22 protein-coding genes are annotated in these 23,150 nt (G+C 60.1%); 13 read left to right on the plus strand and 9 right to left on the minus strand.

Going from position 1 to position 23,150, the window contains the following annotated elements; all coding sequences use genetic code 11:
- Positions 1-113: 113 nt before the first annotated feature.
- From phnE (KGB18_RS28080) to KGB18_RS28100, 5 genes are all read right to left on the minus strand, one after another.
- Entirely contained in the window at positions 114-881 is a 768-nt protein-coding gene (gene phnE, locus KGB18_RS28080) for a phosphonate ABC transporter, permease protein PhnE (protein WP_123721202.1), read from the minus strand.
- Positions 878-1,705 carry a phosphonate ABC transporter, permease protein PhnE gene (gene phnE, locus KGB18_RS28085; RefSeq protein ID WP_223570839.1) on the minus strand — a complete coding sequence of 276 codons (828 nt, stop codon included), beginning with the start codon at positions 1,703-1,705 and terminating at the stop codon, positions 878-880. Before phnE (KGB18_RS28085) ends, phnE (KGB18_RS28080) begins: the two co-directional genes overlap by 4 nt.
- Positions 1,699-2,496 (minus strand): phosphonate ABC transporter ATP-binding protein, encoded by a 798-nt coding sequence (locus tag KGB18_RS28090; RefSeq protein WP_223570840.1) that lies wholly within the window; start codon positions 2,494-2,496, stop codon positions 1,699-1,701. The genes phnE (KGB18_RS28085) and KGB18_RS28090 overlap by 7 nt, the downstream gene beginning before the upstream one ends.
- On the minus strand, positions 2,493-3,344 hold the full coding sequence (locus KGB18_RS28095; RefSeq protein ID WP_223570841.1) for a putative selenate ABC transporter substrate-binding protein: 852 nt from the start codon (positions 3,342-3,344) through the stop codon (positions 2,493-2,495). The genes KGB18_RS28090 and KGB18_RS28095 overlap by 4 nt, the downstream gene beginning before the upstream one ends.
- Before the next feature lie 235 nt (positions 3,345-3,579).
- On the minus strand, positions 3,580-3,798 hold the full coding sequence (locus KGB18_RS28100) for a hypothetical protein (protein WP_123721206.1): 219 nt from the start codon (positions 3,796-3,798) through the stop codon (positions 3,580-3,582).
- Between the two features lie 249 nt (positions 3,799-4,047).
- Between KGB18_RS28100 and KGB18_RS28105 the strand changes: the two genes are divergently transcribed.
- Entirely contained in the window at positions 4,048-5,061 is a 1,014-nt protein-coding gene (locus KGB18_RS28105; RefSeq protein WP_187326426.1) for a GlxA family transcriptional regulator, read from the plus strand.
- Positions 5,062-5,169: 108 nt separating this feature from the next.
- On the opposite strand, the gene KGB18_RS28110 is transcribed toward KGB18_RS28105, so the two are convergent.
- The gene (locus KGB18_RS28110; protein ID WP_038983873.1) at positions 5,170-5,550 is read right to left on the minus strand and encodes a RidA family protein; all 381 of its coding nucleotides are present in this window, start codon (positions 5,548-5,550) and stop codon (positions 5,170-5,172) included.
- A 32-nt stretch (positions 5,551-5,582) separates the two neighbouring features.
- A complete protein-coding gene (locus KGB18_RS28115) occupies positions 5,583-6,224 on the minus strand; it encodes an FMN-dependent NADH-azoreductase (protein WP_223570842.1) in 642 nt (213 codons plus the stop codon).
- A 94-nt stretch (positions 6,225-6,318) separates the two neighbouring features.
- On the opposite strand from KGB18_RS28115, the gene KGB18_RS28120 reads away from it, so the two are divergent.
- A complete protein-coding gene (locus KGB18_RS28120) occupies positions 6,319-7,173 on the plus strand; it encodes a LysR family transcriptional regulator (protein WP_123721209.1) in 855 nt (284 codons plus the stop codon).
- Between the two features lie 34 nt (positions 7,174-7,207).
- On the opposite strand, the gene KGB18_RS28125 is transcribed toward KGB18_RS28120, so the two are convergent.
- Both KGB18_RS28125 and KGB18_RS28130 read right to left on the minus strand, forming a co-directional pair.
- Entirely contained in the window at positions 7,208-8,245 is a 1,038-nt protein-coding gene (locus tag KGB18_RS28125; protein ID WP_123721210.1) for an AraC family transcriptional regulator, read from the minus strand.
- A 9-nt stretch (positions 8,246-8,254) separates the two neighbouring features.
- Positions 8,255-9,169, minus strand: coding sequence for a GGDEF domain-containing protein (locus KGB18_RS28130; protein WP_223570843.1), 915 nt, complete (start codon positions 9,167-9,169; stop codon positions 8,255-8,257).
- Positions 9,170-9,667: 498 nt separating this feature from the next.
- Between KGB18_RS28130 and KGB18_RS28135 the strand changes: the two genes are divergently transcribed.
- The 11 genes from KGB18_RS28135 to KGB18_RS28185 all read left to right on the plus strand — a co-directional run bounded on the left by KGB18_RS28135 (position 9,668) and on the right by KGB18_RS28185 (position 23,145).
- Entirely contained in the window at positions 9,668-12,196 is a 2,529-nt protein-coding gene (locus KGB18_RS28135) for a TonB-dependent receptor (protein WP_223570844.1), read from the plus strand.
- 63 nt (positions 12,197-12,259) lie between these two features.
- On the plus strand, positions 12,260-14,173 hold the full coding sequence (locus KGB18_RS28140; protein ID WP_223570845.1) for a phytase: 1,914 nt from the start codon (positions 12,260-12,262) through the stop codon (positions 14,171-14,173).
- Positions 14,174-14,269: 96 nt separating this feature from the next.
- Positions 14,270-14,980: a protein TolQ gene (gene tolQ / locus KGB18_RS28145; protein ID WP_123721214.1), complete on the plus strand. Its 711-nt coding sequence runs from the start codon at positions 14,270-14,272 to the stop codon at positions 14,978-14,980.
- Positions 14,981-14,993: 13 nt separating this feature from the next.
- Positions 14,994-15,440, plus strand: a complete 447-nt coding sequence (gene tolR / locus KGB18_RS28150; protein ID WP_123721215.1) for a protein TolR — start codon at positions 14,994-14,996, stop codon at positions 15,438-15,440.
- Positions 15,437-16,234: an energy transducer TonB gene (locus KGB18_RS28155; RefSeq protein WP_223570846.1), complete on the plus strand. Its 798-nt coding sequence runs from the start codon at positions 15,437-15,439 to the stop codon at positions 16,232-16,234. Before tolR ends, KGB18_RS28155 begins: the two co-directional genes overlap by 4 nt.
- Before the next feature lie 96 nt (positions 16,235-16,330).
- Positions 16,331-17,551, plus strand: coding sequence for a helix-turn-helix domain-containing protein (locus tag KGB18_RS28160; RefSeq protein WP_223570847.1), 1,221 nt, complete (start codon positions 16,331-16,333; stop codon positions 17,549-17,551).
- Between the two features lie 50 nt (positions 17,552-17,601).
- Positions 17,602-18,234 (plus strand): PQQ-binding-like beta-propeller repeat protein, encoded by a 633-nt coding sequence (locus tag KGB18_RS28165; protein WP_223570848.1) that lies wholly within the window; start codon positions 17,602-17,604, stop codon positions 18,232-18,234.
- Positions 18,235-18,325: 91 nt separating this feature from the next.
- Positions 18,326-18,991, plus strand: coding sequence for a DUF2238 domain-containing protein (locus tag KGB18_RS28170; RefSeq protein WP_223570849.1), 666 nt, complete (start codon positions 18,326-18,328; stop codon positions 18,989-18,991).
- A 751-nt stretch (positions 18,992-19,742) separates the two neighbouring features.
- Complete coding sequence (locus tag KGB18_RS28175; RefSeq protein ID WP_315972422.1) at positions 19,743-20,849, plus strand: diguanylate cyclase domain-containing protein; 1,107 nt, start codon at positions 19,743-19,745, stop codon at positions 20,847-20,849.
- Between the two features lie 15 nt (positions 20,850-20,864).
- The gene (locus tag KGB18_RS28180; protein WP_201060153.1) at positions 20,865-22,181 is read left to right on the plus strand and encodes a glycosyltransferase family 2 protein; all 1,317 of its coding nucleotides are present in this window, start codon (positions 20,865-20,867) and stop codon (positions 22,179-22,181) included.
- Position 22,182: 1 nt separating this feature from the next.
- Positions 22,183-23,145 (plus strand): hypothetical protein, encoded by a 963-nt coding sequence (locus tag KGB18_RS28185; protein ID WP_187326427.1) that lies wholly within the window; start codon positions 22,183-22,185, stop codon positions 23,143-23,145.
- The last annotated feature ends 5 nt before the right edge of the window (positions 23,146-23,150 follow it).

Below are 23,150 nucleotides of genomic sequence, written 5' to 3' on the forward strand. Positions count from 1 at the left end.
AACAACATCATCTACATCGTCGGGGTAGTCGTGATCATCGTGGTTATTCTGTCGTTCCTCGGGTTTGCATAGCTTCGAAGACCCACTGAACGATTGCCCGGCACCGAAAGCAGTCAAGCTTTGACCCAGCGTTGACGGCTCCAGCTGCTCAATGTATCGACGGCGAGTACCAGTAACAGCATGGCCAGAATAACTGTGCTGGCTTGCGCTTCCTGGAACAGGCTGAGGCTGACATAGAGCATTTGCCCCAAACCACCGGCGCCGACGAAACCGAGCACACTGGCCATGCGGATATTGTTTTCCCAGCGATACAGGATGTAGGCCAGTAGCTGTGGCAACAGGTTGGGCAGTGTGCCGTAACAGAAAGCCCATACGGCGTTGCCGCCCTGCAGACGGATGGCTTCGGCGGGTTCTGGTGGGGTGTTTTCCAGCGCTTCGGCGAATAACCGACCAAGTACGCCGGTGGTGTGCAGGGCTAATGCCAGGGTGCCGGCATTGGGGCCGAGACCGGCGGCAAGAACCATCAGCGCGGCCCACACCAGCTCCGGAACGGCGCGCAAGGCGTTGAGCACCAGGCGCGACGCGCTCTGCAGTGGCCAGCCGAAGCGCCCGGCCGCAGGCAATGCCAATAGCAGACCGAATACCGCCGCGAGCAGGGTGCCCAGGGCAGACATGGCAATGGTTTCCAGCGCGCCGTGGCCGATGGCTTGCAGATGGCCCGAACTCAGGTCCGGGCTGAGAAAACGCTGCGCATAAGCGCCCATCTGCTTCAGGTTGCCGGTGCCGCCCAACTCGCCGAGGTCGATGCCCAGGTAGATGAACGAGGCGACCACCGCTGCGCCGATGCAGAGCAGCAGTGCCAGATTGATCAGGCGATTCATGCCAGCCTCCAGCGCAGCAGGCGGCTGAGTTGATCGGCGAGCAGCACCAGCACGAGGAACGTCAGTAACAAACTGGCCACTTCACCGCCGGCAAACATGCGCAACGACAGATCCATTTGCTGGCCCAGACCGCCGGCACCGACAAAGCCCATCACTACCGAAGCACGGATTGCGCATTCCCAGCGGTACACCGTGTACGACAGCAGCTCCGCAGCGACATTGGGCAGAATCCCATAGCAAAAGGCTGCGAGCCGACCGCTGCCCGATTGCAGTAGCGCGTGGGCCGGGCGCTGGTCGACCGACTCGAAAATTTCCGCGTAAACCTTACCCAACATGCCGCTGTAGGTAATGGCAATGGCCAGCACCCCGGCAGTCGGGCCGAGGCCGACGGCGCGCACGAACAGCAGGGCCCAGACGATTTCCGGCACGCTGCGCAGGAAAATCAGTAAACCGCGTATGGGCCAACGCAGCAGTTGGCCCCAATAACTCGGGTGGCCGGCGCGGGAGGCAGCAGACAGCGACAGAGCACGGCTGGCCAACAGACTGGCGGGAACTGCCAACAGCAACGCCAGGGCCATGCCCGCCGTGGCGATGGCCAGGGTCTGCAGGGTGGCTTGCAACAGCAGCTCGATGAACTCCTCGCCATGAGCAGGTGGCCAGAAGGCGGATACAAACCGGGCCATCTCGCTCTGACTGTCACTCGCCACCAGCACGCTGAGGTCCAACTCGCTGAAGTGGATGCCCGGCCACAGCAAGGCAAGGGCCAGCAAGGTGAGCAGCAGGCGGGGTCGGGTGGCGGGATCTCGGGTATCACGGGTCAGCATCGGGGAATCTGCACACTCAAGGGCGCCGGAGCAATCGGTGGGGACAGCAATTGTTCGTTGGCGTAGAGCTTGTCGAGCAACTCACGGTCGACTTCGCTGGCCTGAAGGTCGAACAGGATCTGTCCATCACGCAAGCCGATGATGCGCGAAAAGTGCGCCAGGGCCAGCTCCACTGCATGCAGGCTGGCGACCAGGGTGACGTTGTGCTGCCGGGCATGGCTACAGAGCACCGAAAGCGTGTGCTGGGCCAACACGGGGTCCATGGCCGATACCGGCTCATCGGCCAGCAACACCTCGGGCGCTTGGTACAACACGCGGGCAATGCCCACGCGCTGCAACTGTCCACCGGACAGTTGCTGGCATTGCGCGAACAACTTGTCACTCAGGTCCAGCCTGGCCAATGCCGCGCGTGCGCCCGGAATATCCAGTGGATGCAGCAGGTTCAACAGGCTCTTGCCCAAACCCCACTGACCCAGCTTTCCGGCCAGAACCGCGGTGACCACGCGTTGGCGCGGTGGCAGGGGAGGCGACTGATGTATCAGGCCGATGCGCGCGCGCAGACGCTGACGCTGACGGGCCGAAAGCTGCCAGGCTCGCTCGCCGAGCACCTGCAACTCGCCGTTGCCCGGTCGCAGGGCGGTGGCCAGCAGGTTGAGCAGGCTCGACTTACCCGCGCCGGACGGGCCGATAATGGCGACCTGTTCGCTGGCACCGATGTGCAGGTCCACGCCACGCAACGCCTGGACGCCGTTGACGTGGGTAAGGCTGACCTGGGTCAGACGCAATGTCATTTGAGCAGTTCGGCGGCGAGGGCGGCTTCCTCGATGCCCTTATAGTTCTCAGGCTTGGTTTCGATGAATCGGCTGGCGGCCTGCAGATCCAGAATCGCCTTGTCCGCAGGCTTCGCCGGATCGAGCGCCAGGAAGGCTGCCTTGATCTTGGCCGCCAGCGCTGGGTCGAGGGTCCCGCGCACCGTCCAGTTGTAGTCGAAGTAGGCCGGGGTGGTCGCAAACACTCTGACCTTGGTGGTGTCGACCTTGCCGGCGGCGACCAGTTTTTCCCACACGCTGGCGTTCAGTACGCCGGCGTCCACCTTGCCAGCCTGGACCCAGGCGACAGTGGCGTCATGGGCGCCGGAGTAGCCGACGCGACTAAAGTAGGTTTCCGGCTTGATGCCGTCCTTGAGCATAAAGTAGCGCGGCATAAGACTGCCCGACGTAGAGGACACCGAGCCGAATGCAAAGGTCTTGCCCTTGAGATCGGCGAGGGACTTGACGGCAGGGTCGGCGGTGATGAATTTGCTGGTGAATTGAGCGTCCTGTTCACGCTGTACCAGCGGAATGGCATTGCCGGTTTTCAGGCGTGCCTGCACGAACGTGAAGCCGCCCAGCCAAGCCAGGTCGATGCGGTCGGTGGCTAGCGCTTCGACCACGGCTGGATAGTCACTCACCGGCACGAACTCGACCTTCATGCCCAGCTGTTGTTCCAGATAGGCGCCAAGCGGCTTGAACTTGCGGAGCAGTTCGGTCGGGGCTTCATCGGGAATCGCGCTGACTTTCAACGTATCGGCGGCCTGCGCCAACAGGGTGCAAAATGACAGGGTCAAGCCGATGGCGAATGCCAGGGTGCGCTTGAGCATGGAAGATCTCCGGTGTATTAACGAAAGAATGTCGAGGCGCCAAGCATGCCTGGCGCTTTGTGAGGGTAGACGAAAGGAGCGATATTGACCGGTTTTGGCCCAATTGCAATCTGTTGCATCGACCGGTTGAATCCACAACTCAAAACGGTCAATTATCGGAGCGCATAACCCCGTTTGTGAGATCACCCTTGGCCAGCATCTGCATCATGATGTCTCTCGCCCCTCCGGCATTTTGCTAGTTACCGTCCGCCACTTTACGTTCTATCTCCGCTATTTTTCGCCTGAGCTCTTCAGCCTCCCGCTCCTGGTTTCGCGCTTCATCTAAACTTTCGGCGTCACTGTCGCTGTCCTCAAGTTCTCTTTCGACCACATCGTCGGGTTTGCCAGATGTATCGGCAGGCGGGACGTTCGAGGTCGTTTCTGATTCGTCGTCATTAACATCATCATTGTTCATTTCACTCACCTCCATTGGCCTACACATTGGATACAACGGTATGGATGGAGTTCGGGTTTTTCGTCACGGCTTTCAACTAGCCTGATCGGTCGCATAATGGTACCAGGGGGCGTTCTCAATTAGTTTCGGCGCGGCGGTGAAACTAATTGAGAACGCCCCCTAGGGCTTTTTGAGCTTCTACAGGTAGCATGACGCTTTATAAGGCGCACCAAATGGCAGATTGGCTAACGTAACCGAGTGGGTCGAACATTGATCGAACGACGTCAATTCAGCGGAGGCATGAAGGGGAAAAACCTCCGCTATCTGAATGAAAACACTGGCGAGCCTGCTCGAATGACTCGGGCGGGCTTTTTGCTGCTCGAGCATTTCTCGCTGCCCGCGTTCACCCAGGCACTGGACACGATTGTCACCGCGAATCTTCTGCGCCCCGGCTTGTTCGCTTCCCGAACGTTCGGTTTGAATGAGGGGGAGGTCGTCAGCGATCTGGGCCTGGTCATTCGGCCGGATGCGCGCATCGACTCTTCAGCCATTCACGACCTGGACCTGCTGGTTATTTGCGGCGGCTACAGGACAGAACTGAAGGCGACTGATGAGTTCATCAGCCTGTTGCGAGCGGCGGCAGATCAGGGCGTCAGTCTGGCCGGGTTGTGGAATGGTGCATGGTTCCTGGGCAGCGCAGGCTTGCTCGATGGATATCGTTGCGCCATTCACCCCGAACATCGTCCCGCACTGGCGGAAATCTCCAAGGCGACGCATGTCACCAGTGAGCCCTATGTCATCGATCGAGACCGGCTCACCGCGTCCAGCCCCTCTGGCGCATTTCATATGGCGTTGGACTGGATCAAAGAACTGCACGATAAAGCCCTGGTCGAGGGTATCGAGGACATTCTTGCTTTCGAGGAGTCTCGCTACCGGCGCATCAAACCGGCTGAAAATATCTGTGTGAGCGCGCCGCTGCGAGAGGTGGTCAAGCTGATGGACGCCAACCTCGAAGAGCCTCTGGAGTTGGAGCAGCTGGCGGTCTACGCGGGCCGTTCCCGGCGACAACTCGAGCGCTTGTTCAAGGAGCAGCTCGGGACAACGCCGCAGCGATATTACATGGAGCTGCGCATCACCGAAGCGCGTCGACTCCTTCAGCACACAGAGCTGTCACAGGTAGACGTGTTGGTTGCCTGTGGCTTTGTGTCGCCCAGTCATTTCAGCAAGTGTTATAGCTCGTACTTCGGCTATAGGCCTTCCAAGGAAAAACGGCTCGTCAAATAGCCGCTTTTTGAGTACCGGCGAGGGGTCCCGGCGGCAAAAAACCTGCTGTCGGGAATGACCCGGTGGTAGCCGCTCGCTGGAGCAGGGCCACCGGACAAGTCCACGGACTCAGCCCTTGGCCGCCATCGCAGTGACTTCCACACGCATACCTTCGACCGCCAATGAGGCCACGCCAACAGCGGCGCGAACCGGCCACGGCTTGGCAAAGAAGCGCTTGTAGACTTCATTGAAAGCGGCGCGGTCAGCCATGTCGGTGAGGTAGATGGTCAGATGCAGAACCCGGTCCATCGAACTGCCGGCAAGCTCCAACGCCACTTTGAGCGCTTGCAGGGTGCACTCGCTCTGCTCGGCGATGCCGCCCAGCTCCAGACTGCCGTCGGCGCGGGTGGGGATTTGAGTGGAGACCAGCAGGCCGCCGAAACCGGCGACGTCGGAGGAGATGGATTCCGGGTCTGGGTCGGGCAGAAAGGTGATGTCGTGGTTTGCCATGGGGGATCTCTTGTTTGAGGTGGTAGGTGAGTTTACAGCACGAGACTGTCTGCCAGCCTCATGGCCTGCTGAGTCGCGGCCTTGCGCGCACTCAGGTCAACGTCTTCCCCCAGAATGGTTTTCTCGACAATCACCGAGTGCACATCGCTCACGCCGATAAATTGCAGCCAGGCTTCCACGTAGGGCTTCTGAAAGTCGAAGCGCTCCGCTGGCGTGATCGACTGCGCCGAAAAATCCAGGCCGCGGGCGTACATCACCACGGCGGTTTTGTTGTGCAGCATGCCTTCCAGACCGCGTTCCGGGTCGAAGCTGAACAAAATGTCTTTCTGCGACACCAGGTCGATGAAGTGTTTGAGTTTGTACGGGATGCTGAAATTCCACAGCGGTACGGACATCACCAGCACGTCTGCGCGGTGCAGGTGCGCGGCCAGATCTTTCAAGGTGTTCCAGGCGTCTTGCTGCGCCGGGGTCAAGGGCGTGCCATTGAGCCCGGCATATTTGGCGTCCATTGCCAGCTCGTCGAATTCCGGCAAAACCATGTTCCAAAGATCGAGGCTGATGATTTCGGTGTCCGGGGTATTTTCTTGATAGCGCGCAATGAAGCTGCGGGCGACTTCGAGGGAGGCCGAGCGCTGTTTGCGCGGAGAGCATTCGATATGCAGAAGGGTGGTCATGGCGTGTCTCGGGCGGGGAAGTTGGATCATTGCAACATAGTTTTATTTGGAATATAAATCGTGAATTAATAAGCCATTAATCACGAATAGAACTATGTTCGATGTGCTGTTGTTAAAAACCTTTGTCACCGTCGTCGATGAAGACGGTTTCAGCCGCGCAGCCGAAAAGCTGCACCTGACCCAATCTGCGGTCAGCGGTCACTTGCGGCGACTGGAAGAACAGGTCGGTAAACCGCTGTTGAAGCGTACGACTCGCTCCCAGCAATTGACGCCCGATGGCGAGCGCCTGATCGCTTATGCGCGGACGATCCTCGCGTTGAACCGTGATGCCTGGGCGCAACTGACGCGCACACCGTTTCACGGGCGCGTGCGGATCGGGGTGTCGGAGGATTTTGTCGAACCGCGATTGCTGCGGGCTTTTCAGGATTTCGCGACGCAGTACCCAGGCATGGAAATCGACGTGCAGGTGGGTATTCCTGGCACATTGCTGAGCCTGATGAAGCAAGGCGATCTGGAGCTGGTCATCGGTTCTCTGTGCGAAACCAGCGAAGCGGGGGTGCTACTGTGGCAAGAACCGCTGGTGTGGGCCTGGTCGGCGCAACCCGTCACCCGGTTACCGACACCGTTGCCGCTGGCGCTGTTTCCTGAACCCTGTCCTTATCGTGAGATAGCGCTGAGGCGGCTGGCTCAGGCAGGGATCGCCCAACGTACGGCGATGTCATGCACCAGCACCGCCGGGTTGCGGGCGGCGGCGCTGGCTGGTTTCGCGGTGGCGCCCATGACGGTCAGTCAATTGGGGCAGGGACTGGCGGCTCTGGGGGCGGAGCAAGGGTTGCCGGATTTGCCGGATGCGCAGTTTCGGTTGTTCACCTCTGCTGAAGCGGATCAGGCGATTGTGGCAGCGCTCACTCAGCTCATTGTGGAATATTGCTCCACGCGAAGGGCTTGACGGTGAACAGAGTATCTACGGATCGCATGACTCCTCAGCCGGTATTGAACAACTGACGGATCAGGTTGGGCGTACTGCCAGTCCAGCGTTTGAACGAGCGGCGGAAGTTTGCCGCATCGTTGAAGCTCAGGTACTCGGCCACTGCTTCGTTGCTGAACCCCTTGATCTGGTACAGGTACAGGGCCACGTGCTTGCGCACCAAATCCACCTGTTGCTGGAAACCGGTGTCGTGTTTTTGCAGTTTGCGCTTGAGGGTGGCAGGGCTCATGGCGAAGGTTTGGGCGGCTTGTTCCAGGCTTGGAGTGTGGCGCACGTGGCGCTGTAAATAGCGGTACATGCAGTCGAGAAAACTCGACGTGCAGCCCAACTGTTGCAGTTGCCCCTGAGCTTCCTGACGGGCGACCTGGCCAGCAATGGCCGACGCATCGGGCCATCGCTGGGCGAGAAATTCCCGGGGGATGCGCATCAGGTCCAGAGGCCGGTTGAACTGAGTGTGCTCACCCAAATGCACCCAATATTGCTCGACATAACGGGGCTCGGCATGGCTGAAACTGCATTCCCACGGCAGACGCTGGCCGCTCAGCGCGCGACTCATGGCCACCAGCGAGGTCATGCTCGCTTCCAGCAGAAAACGCCATTGCTCGCCGGCCCCGCAACTGTCCAGCCAATAGAGATAGGCGTGTTTTTCATCCAGCACCAATCGCGGCGTCATTAACGGGCTGAGCAGCGCCTGTTGCTGCACCAGGGTGTCGAGTGCCTGGTGCAGATTTTGTGCGTGGCGCAGGGCATGGCTGGCGGCGCCGTAGTGTCCGGGCAGCAGGCGCTGACCGAACAGAAAACTGCTGTCGTCGGCATCCAGCAGACGTCGGCTGTTGCCGATCAGCGCGAAAAACTGCAGGGGGCTGAGGCGGGTCTGGCCAGCCAGAATGTCTTCATGAAACAGCCCGGTGCCGCGCAGCAGACGATGACTGTCGATGTCCCGGGACAGCGCCAGATCGATCAGGGTTGCCGGCTGATAATGCCCGGGAATGAAACGGCTGTCGGTTTCGTACCAAGTGGTTTTCAGGGTCATGGCCGGGCCTCAGGCCGTTCTGGCCAGAGGCTGCTTGGCCCGGGCTAGCGCCAGGTTAAGGCGCTTGAGCAGGGTGTCTGGCGACTCGTTCAGCGCCATCACCACCGCCGTGCTCGCTGACAGCTGCAAGCGTTCGCCGTGCTGCCGGGTTTTGTGCGCCAGGCCCTGAACCGCCTGTTGCAGTTCCAGGGCCAGCAACCGAGCCTGGCTCTCGCCGGTGTTGGGCAGCAGCACCACGAAACGGTCGCCGGCCAGTCGGCAGAGCAAGTCCTGACGCCGCAGATTGAGCAGCAGCAAATGACTGAGCGCTTGCAGCACGGCGTCGCCTTCGGCATGCCCGAAGGCTTGATTGATGGCCGAGAAATTGTCCAGGTCCAGCGCCAACAACGACAGCGGCTGTTGTTGGCGGTGGCTTTCCTCAAGGCTGCTGGCCAGTTGCCGCTTGAGGTAATCGGCGCCGCCCAATGGCGTGAGTTTGTCGAACAACCGATGCTCGCGGAACAACCGCTCGCGTTTCTCCATCTGCGCACTGATTGCCAGTTGTTCGCGGTGCCAGTGATAGATGCCTATGGTCAGCAGGATCATGCCGACCGGCATCGGCCCGGACTCGAGCCAGTGATCCCAGGTGATGCTGTCGGGCAATCGGATGAACTCGTCGAGGCTGTCGATCCACCAGGAAAAAAAGATCCCGCTCAAACCCAGCGCCAGGTAATTGGTGACGCGGCCGGCCGGACGACTCTTGAGTACCAATCCCAGCCAGACCAACGCCAGCAACGCCGATCCACCTTCACCGACGATGTCCAGCCAGACCCATTCGCTGACCGGTTTCACCTCGCCGCAGGCCAGATGCAGAAGCAACCCCAGGTTGGCGGCCAACAGCAGCAGGGCGAGTTTCCAACGGTGAGGTTTGAGCACTGAGAACATGGCCGCGATCCTTTGGCGAAGAAGCAATGCGCGCCAGCACAGCAGATGTTTGTGACAGTCGGGTGACTGGGGTGTGAGGCAGGTGTGAGGTCGAATCAGCTCATGGTCCTGCGGGATTTTCTGGCGAGTGAGGACCAGCAAGCAGTAATGCGATCTGTAGCAGCTGTCGAGCCTGCGAGGCTGCGTTCGGCTGCGCAGCAGTCGTCAAACCAGAGATTGCGGTGTGGCAGGCAGACCGCGTCAACCTGATTCACGACTGCTGCGCAGCCGAACGCAGCCTCGCAAGCTCGACAGCTGCTACAACAGTGCTCCGCAGCTGAAATGGCTTGGCTGACAAGTCATTTCAGCTCACTTCCCTCCCCGAAACCCGGCAAAACCCCGGTTTACCGCACCTCCCGCCAACCCCTGTCACAGAACCGTCATCCCCCGTCCCTAGCGTGCCCTCCCAGTTGCCGGGCCTCTTGCCTGGCGTTAACGGACTCTTGGGGGAGGACATTCATGTACAAGCGCAGCAGCACCGCCGGAGTGGTCGGCTTCACGCTCACCGCCCTGGCCATGGCGATCGCCAGTGAACGCCTGAGCGCCGCCGAAACCGTGGCGAACACCGAACACGTCGAAGTGGTGGGCCAGGCGGCGAGCATTGATCAGGCGCTCAAGGAGCAGCGCAGTTCCGACAGCATCAAGAGCGTGGTGCATGCCGACGGCGTGGCGCAGTTGCCGGACGAAAACGTTGCCGAAGCGGTGCAGCGCTTGCCGGGCGTCAGCGTCGAGCGCGACCAGGGCGAAGGGCGATTTGTCAGCGTGCGCGGCCTCGGTCCGGATCTGAACAGCGTGACCATCAACGGCACACTGGTGCCATCGCCGGAAAGCGAACGCCGGGCCGTGGCCCTCGATGTGCTGCCCTCGGAATTGGTGCAATCCTTGTCGGTGATCAAAACCCTGACCCCGGACATGGACGCTAACTCCTTGGGCGGTACCGTGGATGTGAAAAGCCTCTCGGCCTTCGATCACAAAGGGCTGTTCTACACCGGCAGCAGCGAAGCCAGTTACGACAAGAATACCCACCAGACCAGCCCGAAATTTTCCGGCGCCATAAGTGATCGCTTCAGCCTGGGCGACGGCATCGACAACTTCGGCGTCGCTGCGGCGCTGAGCTGGCAGAAGCGCGACTTCGGCTCGGACAACGTCGAAACCGGCGGCGCCTGGGACTTCGAGCAAGGCGCCAAATTGCAGGAGTTCGAGCAACGCGACTACGACATCAGCCGTGAACGCTCCGGTGGCGGCCTGAACTTCGATTACAAACCCGACGACCTCAGTAGCTATTACCTGCGCACCCTGTACAGCCGCTACAAGGATAGCGAGACGCGTAATTCCACCAGCCTCGAATTCGCCGACCCGCTGGCGGCGGGGGAGTTGGGCGACGCCGAAGGCTCACGCAAACTCAAACAACGGGAAGAAACCCAGGAAATCCAGTCCTACGTATTAGGCGGCGAGCGTATGTTCGGCCTCTGGACCCTCAGCGGCCAGGCCGGCTACAGTCGCTCCAGCGAAGACAGCCCGGGCCACATCGCCAACGCTGCGTTCAATGGCACCGACGACTTTGCCGACAGCGGTTTCTACGACAACGACAAGCCTCGGCCCATCATCGGTCAGGGCTTCTACAACCCGGACAACTTCAGCCTCGACAAGGTCGATTGGGAAAAACAGAAAACCACCGACACCGAGAAAAACCTGCGCCTGGACCTGGCCCGCGACTACGACTTCAGCGGCTATGCGTCCCAGGTAAAATTTGGCGGCAAGGTCAGCCGCCGCAACAAAGACAACAACCTCGACGCCTGGGTCTATGAAGATTTCGACGATCTGGGTTTCAGCGATGAACAGCTCAACCTCAGCCGATTCAAGAAAGGCACCGTGGATTACCGCCTCGGCCAATTCGGCCCGGGCATCAGCGGCAGCGCCATCAAGCAGTTGATCGGTGGCCTGAATCAAGCGGACTTCTATGACGAGACCGAATCGCGGGTCAACGACTTCAAGATCAGCGAAGACATCAACGCCGGCTACCTGATGAACACCATCGATATCGATGACTGGCGTTTCATTGCCGGCATGCGCTACGAAGGCACCGAGTTCGAAGCCAAGGGCACGGGCGCCACCGATGGCGAGTTCCAGTCCACCGAAACCAAACGCCGTTATCACCACTGGTTGCCGGGCCTGCATGCGCGCTATCAACTGGACAAGAACACCCAGGTGCGCGCGGCCTGGACCAAGTCCGTGGTGCGTCCGACTTTCGGCCAACTGGCACCGGGTTTTGTCATTGACGATGACGAGGCGACCTTCGGCAACCCGGACCTCAAGCCGCTGGAATCCAGCAACCTCGACCTGGGCATTGAGCATTACATGGGCCATGCCGGCACGGTCTCGGCGTTCGTGTTCTACAAAGACATCAAGAACTTCGTCTACAACACTGACCTGGCCGGCACCGGCGCCTGGGCCGATTTCTCCGAGGCTCATACGTTCGCTAACGGCGACAGCGCCAAACTCTATGGCCTGGAGCTGGCCTACTCGCAAAAATTCGACTGGTTGCCAGCGCCCTGGAACGGTCTGCTGCTCGGCGCCAACACCACCTTCAGCCGCTCCGATGCCGAGATCGAAGGCTTTGACGCCGCCAGTGGTATCAACCGCAAGCGCAGCATCGATTTGCCCAATCAGTCCGACACCGTCGGCAACCTGATGCTCGGTTGGGAAGACGACAAGTTGAGCCTGCGTCTGTCGGCCAACTACAAATCCGATTACCTCTTTGAGCTGGCCTCGATCAACGACAAGGCCCACGACCTGCACGTCGATGCCCAGACCTTCGTCGATTTCAGCGCGCGGTACTCGCTGACCAAAAACCTGCAAGTCAGCTTCGAGGCGCAGAACCTCACCGACGAGCCGTACTTCGTCTACACCGGCAACCGTTCCTACAACGGCCAATACGAAGAATACGGCCCGACCTACAAGCTCGGCCTGACCTTTACCCACTTCTAAGCCCCGGGGCGGCAGCCCGGTGTTGCCGCCGTGATGGATGCACGACAAGGACTTTGCCTGTTCATGAGTATTTCGTGGTTACCCAAACACGGTCTGCTGACCACCCTGATCAGCTTGACCATCGGCCAGGCCATGGCGGCCGCGCCGAACCTGAGCCTCACACCCTGGGCACCGAACCTGGCGGTCGACGCGGTGGCGTTTTTGCCCGCCGACCTCGGCCCCGAACGCCTGGCCGCCAGCGAGCGTGACGGCTTGCTGCTGCTCGACGCGCAAGGCAAAGAGCTGGCACGCCTGAAAGGTTCGTTCAGTAGCCTCGACAGCCGCGCCGCCGACCAACACGTCTTGGTGGCTAGCCTCGACAACGCCCGTCAACAAGCGTTGCTGGTCAGCCTCGATCCGGCCAAGCGCAGTTGGGGGCAACCGGTGTATCTGCCGACGCGGGATTACCCGGTGAACGGCCTGTGCCTGTACCGCGACGAAGCCAGCAATCTATTCCTGTTTCTGGTGGGCGAGGAGGGCAAGGGTGAGCAATGGCTGGTGGGCAACGGCGCCACTTTGAACCCGCAACCGCAACGGGTGCGCGGTCTGCCGCTGCCGCCGTCGGCACAGTTCTGTCAGGTCGACGATGCGGCCAATCAATTGGTGGTCAATGAGGAGAACGTCGGTTGGTGGGCCTACCCGGCGCATGCCGAAGCCGATGTGACGCGCACACCGGTGGCCATGCGCGAACCGTTCGGCGAGATCAAACAGGCAGCGGGTGCGATGGCGCTGGAGCCGGGTGGCATCGTCGCACTCGATCCGAAAGCCGCGCAGTTGCATCTCTATCAGCAGCAGGGCGAACGCTGGACGGCTCAGGCCACCTTGGCGTTGCCAGGCTTGAACGAGCCGGAAAACCTCGCTCTGCGCCCGACGGCCAAAGGCTTGCAAGTACTGCTGCGCGACGATGACGACGGTCGTCTGTATCAGGGCGAACTCGACTGGCAAGCCACGCCGGTGCCCTTGGCGCCGGTGCTGCCGAACGTAAAAGCAATCAGCCAAAGCGACCCGGTAGGGCGCCAGGGCGATGCCGCGGATGATCCGGCGATCTGGATTCATCCGCAGCAAGCAGCCCTGAGTCGGGTGCTGGGCACCAATAAAAAGCAGGGGCTGATGGCGTACGACCTGCAAGGCAAGCTGCTACAGGAGTTGCCGGTGGGGCGACTGAACAACGTCGATATACGGCCGAACTTCAAGCTCGGTCAGCAGACCGTCGACCTCGCGGTGGCGAGCAATCGCGATCACAACAGCCTCAGCCTGTTCAGCATCGACCGCACTAGCGGTGAGTTGCGCGAAGCCGGTGAGATTCCCACGCCGCTCAAGGACATCTACGGCCTCTGCCTGTTTCAACCGGCCAGCGGCGAAATCTACGCGATCGCCAACGGCAAGGACGGCACCTTCCTGCAATACCGCTTGAGCGCGCCGAACGGCAACGTACAGGGCGAGCTGGTGCGCCAGTTCAAGGTCGACAGCCAGCCCGAAGGCTGTGTTGCCGACGACCAGCACCAGCGCCTGTTTCTCGGTGAAGAGGACGTCGGCGTCTGGGCGGTGGACGCCCGCGCCGATCAACCGGCGACGCTCAGCAGCGTGATCAAAGTCGGTGCGCAGTTGCAGGCGGATGTGGAAGGGCTGGCGCTCTATCAAAGCGCGGCGCAGGACTATTTAGTGATCTCCAGCCAGGGCAACGACAGCTATGTGGTGCTCGATGCTGAACCGCCGTTCGCGTCTCGCGGCGCATTCCGCGTCGGGCTGAACGCGGCGGCGGGGATCGACGGCGCTTCGGAAACCGATGGCCTGGAAGTCACCTCGGCCAACCTCGGCGGTCCCTGGAGCCACGGCATGCTGGTGGTGCAGGACGGCCGCAAACGCATGCCCGAGCAAACCCAGAACTTCAAATTCGTGCCCTGGGTCGAGGTCACCAAAGCGTTGAAATTGCCCTGACCCGGCCAGTCATCAACCTGTCATCACTATTTCATCGAATAGCTCAACGGCCGTCGCGCATCGACAGCCCGAGAGCGCCAGACAAGGAGTTTCACCATGCAAGCGACACTGGAACACATGACCATCTGGGGCCTGATCAGTGATGCCAGCCTGCTGGTCAAAGCCGTCATGCTCATCCTGTTGTTGGCGTCGGTGCTCAGCTGGTACCTGATCATCCAGCGCAGCGGCGTGCTGCAACGTCGCGAGCGGCAACTGAACAACTTCATGCAGCGCTTTCGCAGCACTGCGGACCTGTTGCCGCTGTACCGCGAAACCGCACAGAGCACTGACAGCGAAGCCGGTGTCGAGCCGATTTTCCACGCCGGGTTTCAGGAATTCAGCCACCTCAAACAGCACTCGGGCAATGCGGCCGACGTGGTGCTCGAAGGCGTTGAACGGGCGTTGTACGTCGCCATCAGCGAGCAAGAAGTCCGCCTGGAGAAGGGCTTGCAGTTCCTCGCCACGGTCGGTTCCGTTAGCCCCTATATCGGCCTGTTCGGCACGGTGTGGGGGATCATGAATTCCTTCCTCGGCCTGTCCCAGGTGCAGCAGGCGACGCTGTCCACCGTGGCCCCGGGCATCGCCGAAGCGCTGATCGCCACGGCCATCGGCCTGTTTGCCGCCATCCCGGCAGTGATCGCCTACAACCGCTTTTCGGCGCACAGCCAAACCCTGCTGACTCGCTACTACGCCTTCGGCAATGAATTGCAGGTGCGCTTGCATCGCACCTTGCATGGCACGCCGATGAACCTGGCCGTCGCAGCCTGAGAGGAGAATACAGATGCTCGTCAGACCGCAACGCAAGCACGGGCCCAAGGCCGAAATGAACGTGGTGCCGTACATCGACGTGATGCTGGTGCTGCTGGTGATTTTCATGGTCACCGCGCCGATGCTGACCCAGGGCGTGAAGATCGAACTGCCCAAGATCGCCAGTGAAGCGTTGGCCACCGATACTCGCCAGCAAATCCTTACCCTGTCGGTGAAGGCCGAGGGTGGTTATTACTGGAACCTCGGCGGTGAACTGGATACGCAGCACCAGACCGACAGTGCGGTGGCGCTCGATGAGATGCGCGCCAAGGTCGCGCAGATAGTTGCCGAACGCCGTGACACTCAGGTTTACATTCGCGCCGACAAGGACGCCGGTTACGGCAGTGTGGTCGCAGCCATGGCGGCGTTGCAGCAGGGCGGTGTGAGCAACCTCGGGCTGGTGACCGAGGCCCCGCAATGACGGCGATGATCATGCCCAGTCCATCCATGACGTTGCGGGATGCTGCCCGCAGCGGGTTCTGGAAAAACAGTCTGGCGGCGAGCCTGGCGGTAGGGCTGCATGCCATTGTGCTGGCGTTGTTGGTGCACGGCTGGTCGCTGGAGAAACCACCGGTCGAACAGCCGGCGGTGTTGAGAACGCAACTGGTGATGCTGCCACCGGCGCCGCAGCCACAGGCGACTGAACCGGTAGCGGCGCCGCCGCTACCGGAGCCAGTGGCCGAGGCGCCCATCCAGCCCGTCAAACCTGCGATCGATCCGCAGATCCAGGCGCAAAAACTTGAACAGGCCGTTCTTGCGCGCAAACGCGTCGAAGACAAAAAACGCGAACTTCAGGCCGAGCAACAACGCCAGCGTCAGGAGACAGAAAAACGCACTCATGACCTCGAGCAGCAACGCCAGGCCCAAGAGCAGGCCCAACGCGCCGAACAATCGCGCCTGGCCGCCGAACGCGCGCGTCAGCAGGCCACCCAAGTAGCTGCCGACAGCCGCCAATACCTGCCCCTGAGCAAGGACGCGCCGGACTATCCGCAACGGGCACTGGATAAAAACATCGAAGGCGATTGCACCGTGGAATACACCGTCAATCCCCAAGGCAAAATCGAGAACCCCAAGGTGCTGGACGGTTGCCATCCGTTGTTCATGCGTCCGTCGCTGGCCGCCGCCAACACCTTTCGTTACCAGCCGAGAATCGTCGACGGCCACGCGGTGGCAGTGCCGGCCGTGCGCAATACCTTTCACTACCGGATCAAGTAAGCGCTCCCCATAGCGGATCGGCGTGCGGCTATGCGGTCGTGAGATAGACTGATCAGCGGGCATCGAACGGTAGGGGTGACAGGTGGCGCGCTTCAGATGGATTCGCTGATCACGGCGGCGGCCCGTGCGCTTGCGGTGGGTGATCCCCTCGGCGCGCTGAACCGCATCGCCTTGCGCGACGATGCGCCAGCCCTCGCGCTTCGCGGCATCGCGATGGCGCAGTTGGGCGACCTTGTGCGCGCGAAGGCGCTGGTGCGTAGCGCCGCACGTGCTTTCGGGCCGAAAGAGGCGTTGGCCCGGGCGCGGTGTGTCGTCGCCGAGGCCGAGATCGCGCTCGCCTCGCGGGATCTGAACTGGCCAACCAAGGCACTCGACGCCGCGCGGGCGACACTTCAGGCGCACGGCGACTGGGTCAACGCCGCCCATGCGCGGTACCTCGAGATCCGCCGCTTGCTGCTGATCGGGCACCTCGACGAGGCCGAACACCGGCTCGCCGAGCTTGATCCGACGCCGTTACCGCCCGCATCGAGGGCAGCCTACGAACTGGTCGTGGCGGGCATCGCAATGCGTCGTCTGCAAACAAAAGCGGCGCGCGCAGCACTCGAACGAGCCGAGCGTGCTGCACAACACGCCGCTATCCCCGCGTTGACGGCAGAGGTCGAAAGCGCCGCCCGCATCCTCGACACACCGGCGGCGCGGCTGATTGTCGGCGGCCGGGAACAGCCGCTGCTGCTGGATGAAATTGAAGCGTTATTGGCATCCCCTACACTGGTCGTCGACGCCTGCCGGTATGTCGTGCGCGCCGCAGGCTCGTCGGTTTCACTCGCCCGGCGGCCGGTGCTATTCGCGCTCGCCCGGGCGTTGGGCGAAGCGTGGCCCGCTGACGTGCCGAGGGAGACGCTGATTGCGCGCGCCTTTCGGATGAAGTTCGCGGATGACTCCCATCGCGCGCGGTTGCGCGTCGAACTCGGGCGGCTGCGCGCGGCGCTGCACCTGATCGCCGATGTAGTCGCGACCCCGCGAGGGTTTGCGCTGGTGCCGCACGTTGCGCGTGACGTCGTGGTGCTGGCGCGGCCTGTCGAAGAGCAGCATGCGACGCTGCTCGCCTTCCTCGCCGACGGCGAATCGTGGTCGAGTTCGGCCCTGGCATTGGCGCTTGGCGCCAGTCAGCGCACCGTGCAACGAGCCCTCGACACGCTGGCGGCTGTCGGCAAGGTGCAGTCATTCGGTCATGGCCGCGCCCGTCGCTGGATGACCCCGCCGGTTCCGGGATTCGCGACGGTATTGTTACTCACAGGGTTGCTGCCCAATGACTAGCATCCACTTCACCAACCCAGTGAATGCAGTCAGTGAACGAGGAGCAAAACATGAAACATTCAACAGCTGAAATCATCCGCGAATACGGACCTTTTCCAGGCGTCGACAGCGTGCACGGCGTCACCCATGACGGCCAGCAGGTCTGGTTTGCCTCCGGTGACAAACTCAACGCGCTCGATCCTGAGAGCGGCAAGACGCTGCGCTCGATCGATGTCGCCGCCCATGCCGGCACAGCTTTCGACGGTCAGCACCTGTTTCAGATCGCCGAGGATCGCATCCAGAGAATCGACCCGCAGACCGGGCGTGTGCTCTCCACCATCCCCGCGCCCGGCGGCGGTGGTGATTCGGGGCTTGCATGGGCCGAAGGGACGCTCTGGGTCGGCGAATATCGCGAGCGCAAAATTCATCAGGTCGATCCCCAGACCGGGGCAGTGCTGCGCACCCTCGAATCCAACCGCTTCGTCACCGGTGTGACCTGGGTCGAGGGCGATCTATGGCACGGCACATGGGAAGGTGACGAGAGCGAGTTGCGGCGAGTCGACCCAGCCACGGGCGAGGTGTTGGAGAGCGTCCAGATGCCGGCTGGCGTCGGCGTGTCGGGACTTGAGTTCGATGGCCACGACCGGTTTTTCTGTGGCGGCGGCAACAGCGGGAAGGTAAGGGCAGTGCGCCGGCCTGAATAAGCCTTTGCGGCGCAAGTATCGGGTCGTACCGCGGTGCGCGAATGGAACTAATCTACACTGGCCGAGCGAGACCTTTTGAGGGGCTCAAGCCATGCAACCGAAGGAACATCCGCGATACGACCTGGTGCTGTTGATCGTGTTTCTTTTGATCGTCGCAGCGCTGGGTATTTCACCCCATAGCCGAGTGGATTGGGTCTTGGAAAATCTGCTGGCCGTGCTGCTGGTGATGGTCTTGGTGGGCGTCTCCCAACGGTTCCGTTTGTCTGCCGTTTCCATCACTCTGGTATTCGTATTTCTGTGTATTCATGAACTCGGGTCGCACTACACCTATGCGTTGGTGCCCTACGACCGCTGGTGCTCCGCCTTGACCGGGGTCAGCCTGAACAAAACCCTTGGGTTGGAACGCAATCATTACGATCGACTGGTCCATCTGACGTATGGACTCTTGATGGTGTATCCGATTCGGGAAGTGCTTGTGCGAATCACGCCGCTGCGCGGTTTCTGGATTGGTTTTGTCGCGCTGAACATCGTGCTGTCGACCTCGGCTGTCTATGAAATCGTGGAATGGATAGGTGGGCAGTTCCTGGGAAAAGACACGGCGAAGGCATTTGTCGCTGCACAAAATGACCCATGGGACTCTCAGGCCGACATGGCACTGGCAGTGGGCGGTGCGTTCTTCACGTTATTGGTTGTCTGGTTCCGGCGACGGTTGTTTCATCGAAACGCTCAATTAAATGCCCTCGAAAAGAATTCATAAAATTTATAGAGTGTTCTAATTGAATGATGTCGATAAGCCGCTAATGTAAAGTTGATGTAACACTTGGGGTATGCGCGCAGTAGTTGTTTTTCCGACGAGTTGCGTTGAACTTATTTGATCCTGGATAGTATCAATTTTATTGCAATGTGCCTGCAATTTGGCAGGTGTTTTTATCTGATAACAAGACGCATTAAGGCGTGGTTGAATAGCGCTGTATATTCATACAAATGGCCTTTTTGTTTGGCTTTTTATAGTTGTAAATTATTGATTTTAAGTAATATTATTTTGGTTATTTGCTTAGTGTTTTATGTTATTGATAATTGCGAGTCATCCTGTTTTGTGGCGATATTTTGGCAGTGGTAGTGTCAAAAAATAACCCGATAATTAGTCGGGCATTTTTCTGACGGGGTGCTAGTGTTGGTAGTCTTGTGTTGGATCACACTTGGGTGCTTCTTAGGGGGAGTGCATCATGTCGACTCCAAATCCTCGTATTGCAGTTTTCGGTAATAGGGTTGCCAGTTCTAATATCCCGGAACTTGAACACTTTTCGGATCTAAGCAGTTTATTGGCTGCGCCTGTATTCGATGTTCTATTGCTTGATATGCCAGCGGCTTATGCCGGGCGAGTGTTGCGTAAATTGCGCTCGACTCCGGCATATCGCTATCAGCTCGTTTACTGCTGTCGAGACCTGGACAGCTGGTGTGAAGCGCTGGGTGATGGCACATGCCCTGCCGAAACAAGCGAAATTAAAATGCTCTGGGAGATCTGGCGAGAACGCTTCAACCTGTTCCGGCAGGGGTCTGCGCCCGAGCGGTTTGAAAGTCGGGTGCTGTCGTGGCTGTGGTTGCGTGCCGACGCTCATGTGTATGCCCTGCGCGACCCCGAAGTCCCCCAGCATTATCGCTATCCGCTGCTCGAAGCACTGGCGGATGCCGAGCAGGTCAACCCGTTTGTCTGGCTCAGTCTGATGGTGCAGCACGACTGGCTGGAAGAGGGCGTGCTGGTCGATCGGGTACGTCTGTGTTCGGACTGTGGCTCGGGGCGCCTCAATTACATTGATGTGTGCGCCGAATGCCAGGCGATGGACATTTCACGGCAACCTTCATTGCACTGCTTCACCTGTGGTCACGTGGGCCATCAGGAGTCGTTTCTCAAGGATGGCGTGTTGCTCTGCCCCAACTGTCTGAACCGTTTGCGGCACATTGGCAGTGACTACGATCGCCCTTTGGAAAACTACCGCTGCCGCTCATGCCAGGCGTTTTTTGTCGACGCCGATGTGCAGGCGCGTTGCCTGGATTGCGGTTTGTCACACGCGCCCGACAAGCTGCGCATACGCGAAGTTCGAGACTTTCATCTGACGGAAGCGGGGCGGTTTCGTTGTCGCCAGGATTTCAACGATCGATCGATCGACCATTTCGGCCGCCTCAATTTATTGGGCGGCAAGGATTTCTTCGAGCTTTTGACCTGGCAGCTTCAGGTGGTGCGTCGTTACAAGCAGCCGGCGTTCTCGTTGATCGGCCTGCGCTTCGTCAACCTGGCCGGTACGCTGGCGCGTCTTGGTGAGCACCGCGGGCATGCCTTCATCGATAGCCTGACGGATCGGCTGAAGGAATCCGTCAGGGAAACCGATCGCTGCTCGCGAAGCACCGAAGAGTTCTTCTGGATCATGCTGCCGCACACGGATGGCAAAGGGCTGGAGTTCGTCGCCCAGCGCTTGAGCCAGGTCGCCGAATTGTTTTCCGCGCCGGAGGTCAGTGACATTTCCCTGCGTGTCGTCAGTTTCACGGCCCCCGGGGATTTGCTCGAGAAAGAAGACGGTGAGCTGTTGCTGGCCCGTCTTGCCAGTGAGTTGATTTAAGCCATGAGCCCGTTGATGGAGCAACTCTATAGCATGCTCAGTGCGATCATGGGGACGGACGGTTTGAGCCGGTTGTTCTACATGCTCTTCCCGTTGTTTCTGGTGTTTGAATTGCCGCTGACAATCATGGTGCTGCTCGGCGTATTGCGCTGGTTTGCCCGTCGGCGCAGCAGCGTGCCGAAGACCAGCCTCTATCGGCCCAAGGTCTCTTGCATCATTACCTGCTACAGCGAAGGAATGGATGTCCAGACCACGCTGTTAAGCCTGTGCGAGCAGACCTACCCCGGCCACATCGAGATGATCCCGGTGGTGGACGGCGCCACGATGAATCAACCGACGCTCAGCGCCGTTCGCCGTTTCAACGTGGACCCGCTGTTGTACCCCCGGCGTCATTTGCGCCCGATCGCCAAATGGCAAAGGGGCGGACGGGTGTCGTCATTGAACGCCGGTTTGTCCCATGCCAGCGGCGACATCGTCATGGCGCTCGACGGTGATACGTCCTTCGACAACAACATGGTCAGTGCCATCGTGCGCAATTTCGAAGACCCCTCGGTACCTGCGGTCGCTGGCAGCCTGCGGGTGCGCAATGTCTGGGGCTCCTGGGTCACCGCGATGCAGGCGCTGGAATACGTGTTGTCGATTCACATGTCGAAAATCGGTCTGGCCGAATGGAACCTGGTGAATAACGTCTCGGGTGCCTTTGGCGCTTTCCGTCGCAGTTTCCTGGTGAAAATCGGCGGCTGGAACACCCATACCGCGGAAGATCTGGACCTGACGCTGCGCATCAAAAGTTACTTCAAGCGACATGACTTGAGGATTCCCTTCGAGCCGGAAGCGATCGGGCATACCGATGCACCCGCGACGCTCAGGCAGTTTCTGATGCAGCGTTTGCGCTGGGACGGCGATCTGTTTTTTCTGTACGTCAGAAAGCACAACCACAACATCAACCCGGATTTACTGGGTTGGAGAACCTTCCTGATGATCCTGGTCAGTGGCTTCTTTTTTCAGTTGGTGCTGCCGTTCATCATCTTCATCTACACCTTGCTGGCGCTATTCATTCTGCCGGGCAAGACGCTGTTGTTTCTGTTTGCGCTGATCTACCTGCTGTACCTGATGATCACCATGCTGCTGTTCGGCGCCATGTTGTCGATGGTGTCTGACCGACCTCGACAGGACGTGACCCTGGGGTTGTTGGTGCCTGTCTTCCCTCTGTTCATGCTACTCATTCGGTGCTGGAGCGCAGTGGCCATGCTCAACGAGGTGTTTCGTCGAGGCCATGAAGAGACCTCGATGGCGCCGTGGTGGGTTCTTAAACGAGCCACGAGGTTTTGATATGCGATCCGTACTTCTAGCCTTGACACTGTCGCTGCCCCCTGCGGCGCTCGTTGCACAACCGCTGCCCCTTCAGGATTTGATCGACAAGCAGCAATCGGACCCCATGTTTCGCACCGGCGAGGCCGACCTGCGGCAACCGCGTTTCTTGCTGGCGTCCACATCAACGGCAGCGCCGAAAGCAGGGGCAGAGGCGGGGACGAGTTCGGGCAAATGGTCCCAGGCCAGTTATGTCTGGGACAGCGAAGCGTTGCTCGATCCCGATCGGCGCGAGGCGGAGCTTCAGGCGCTGCGCAAGGCCGGGATGGACAAGATCTACCTCGGCCTCAAGGCTGCACAGGTCAATGACTTGGTCACGACTCGCCGACGGCTGGAGCAACTGCTTCAGGACGCGGCCCGAGAAGATCTGCAAGTGAGTCTGTTGCTCGGCGATTCGAGCTGGATCGAACCGACGGACCGTCACCAGCTCAGCGATTTATTGAAGAAATTAAAGGGGCTTGCATTCAGCAGCCTGCATCTGGACCTCGAGGTCGAACAACTGGGCATGCCCGTCCCTGATCAACGCCTGAAAAACTGGCTCGATACCTTGCGCATGGCGTCCAGCGAGAGCCCATGGCCCGTGGAAATATCCAGCCATCATCGTTGGTTCGCTGAACCGAAACCTGGGCAAACCTGTGTGCCTTGCGCACTTCCCGAGGCCGGCGTGCGTCAGGTCAGCCTGATGATCTACACCCGCAACCCGCAAAACAGCGCACGCATGACGGAGCAGATCGCCAAGCGCTGGCCGGCGCTGCAATTTCGTTTGGCCCAAAGCACAGAACCCGAATTGCCAGCCACGGAAAGCTGGGCGGGTGCATCGACTGACCAGTTGAAACACCAGGCCAGCGCCTGGCGCGAACAATTGCAACCGCGGGGGGTTGCCGGTATCGACTGGCAGGCCTGGCGAGACTTCCCCAAACGGTGAGCCGT

The organism is Pseudomonas sp. BF-R-26 (genome assembly GCF_019947395.1).
Classification (GTDB): domain Bacteria; phylum Pseudomonadota; class Gammaproteobacteria; order Pseudomonadales; family Pseudomonadaceae; genus Aquipseudomonas; species Aquipseudomonas farris.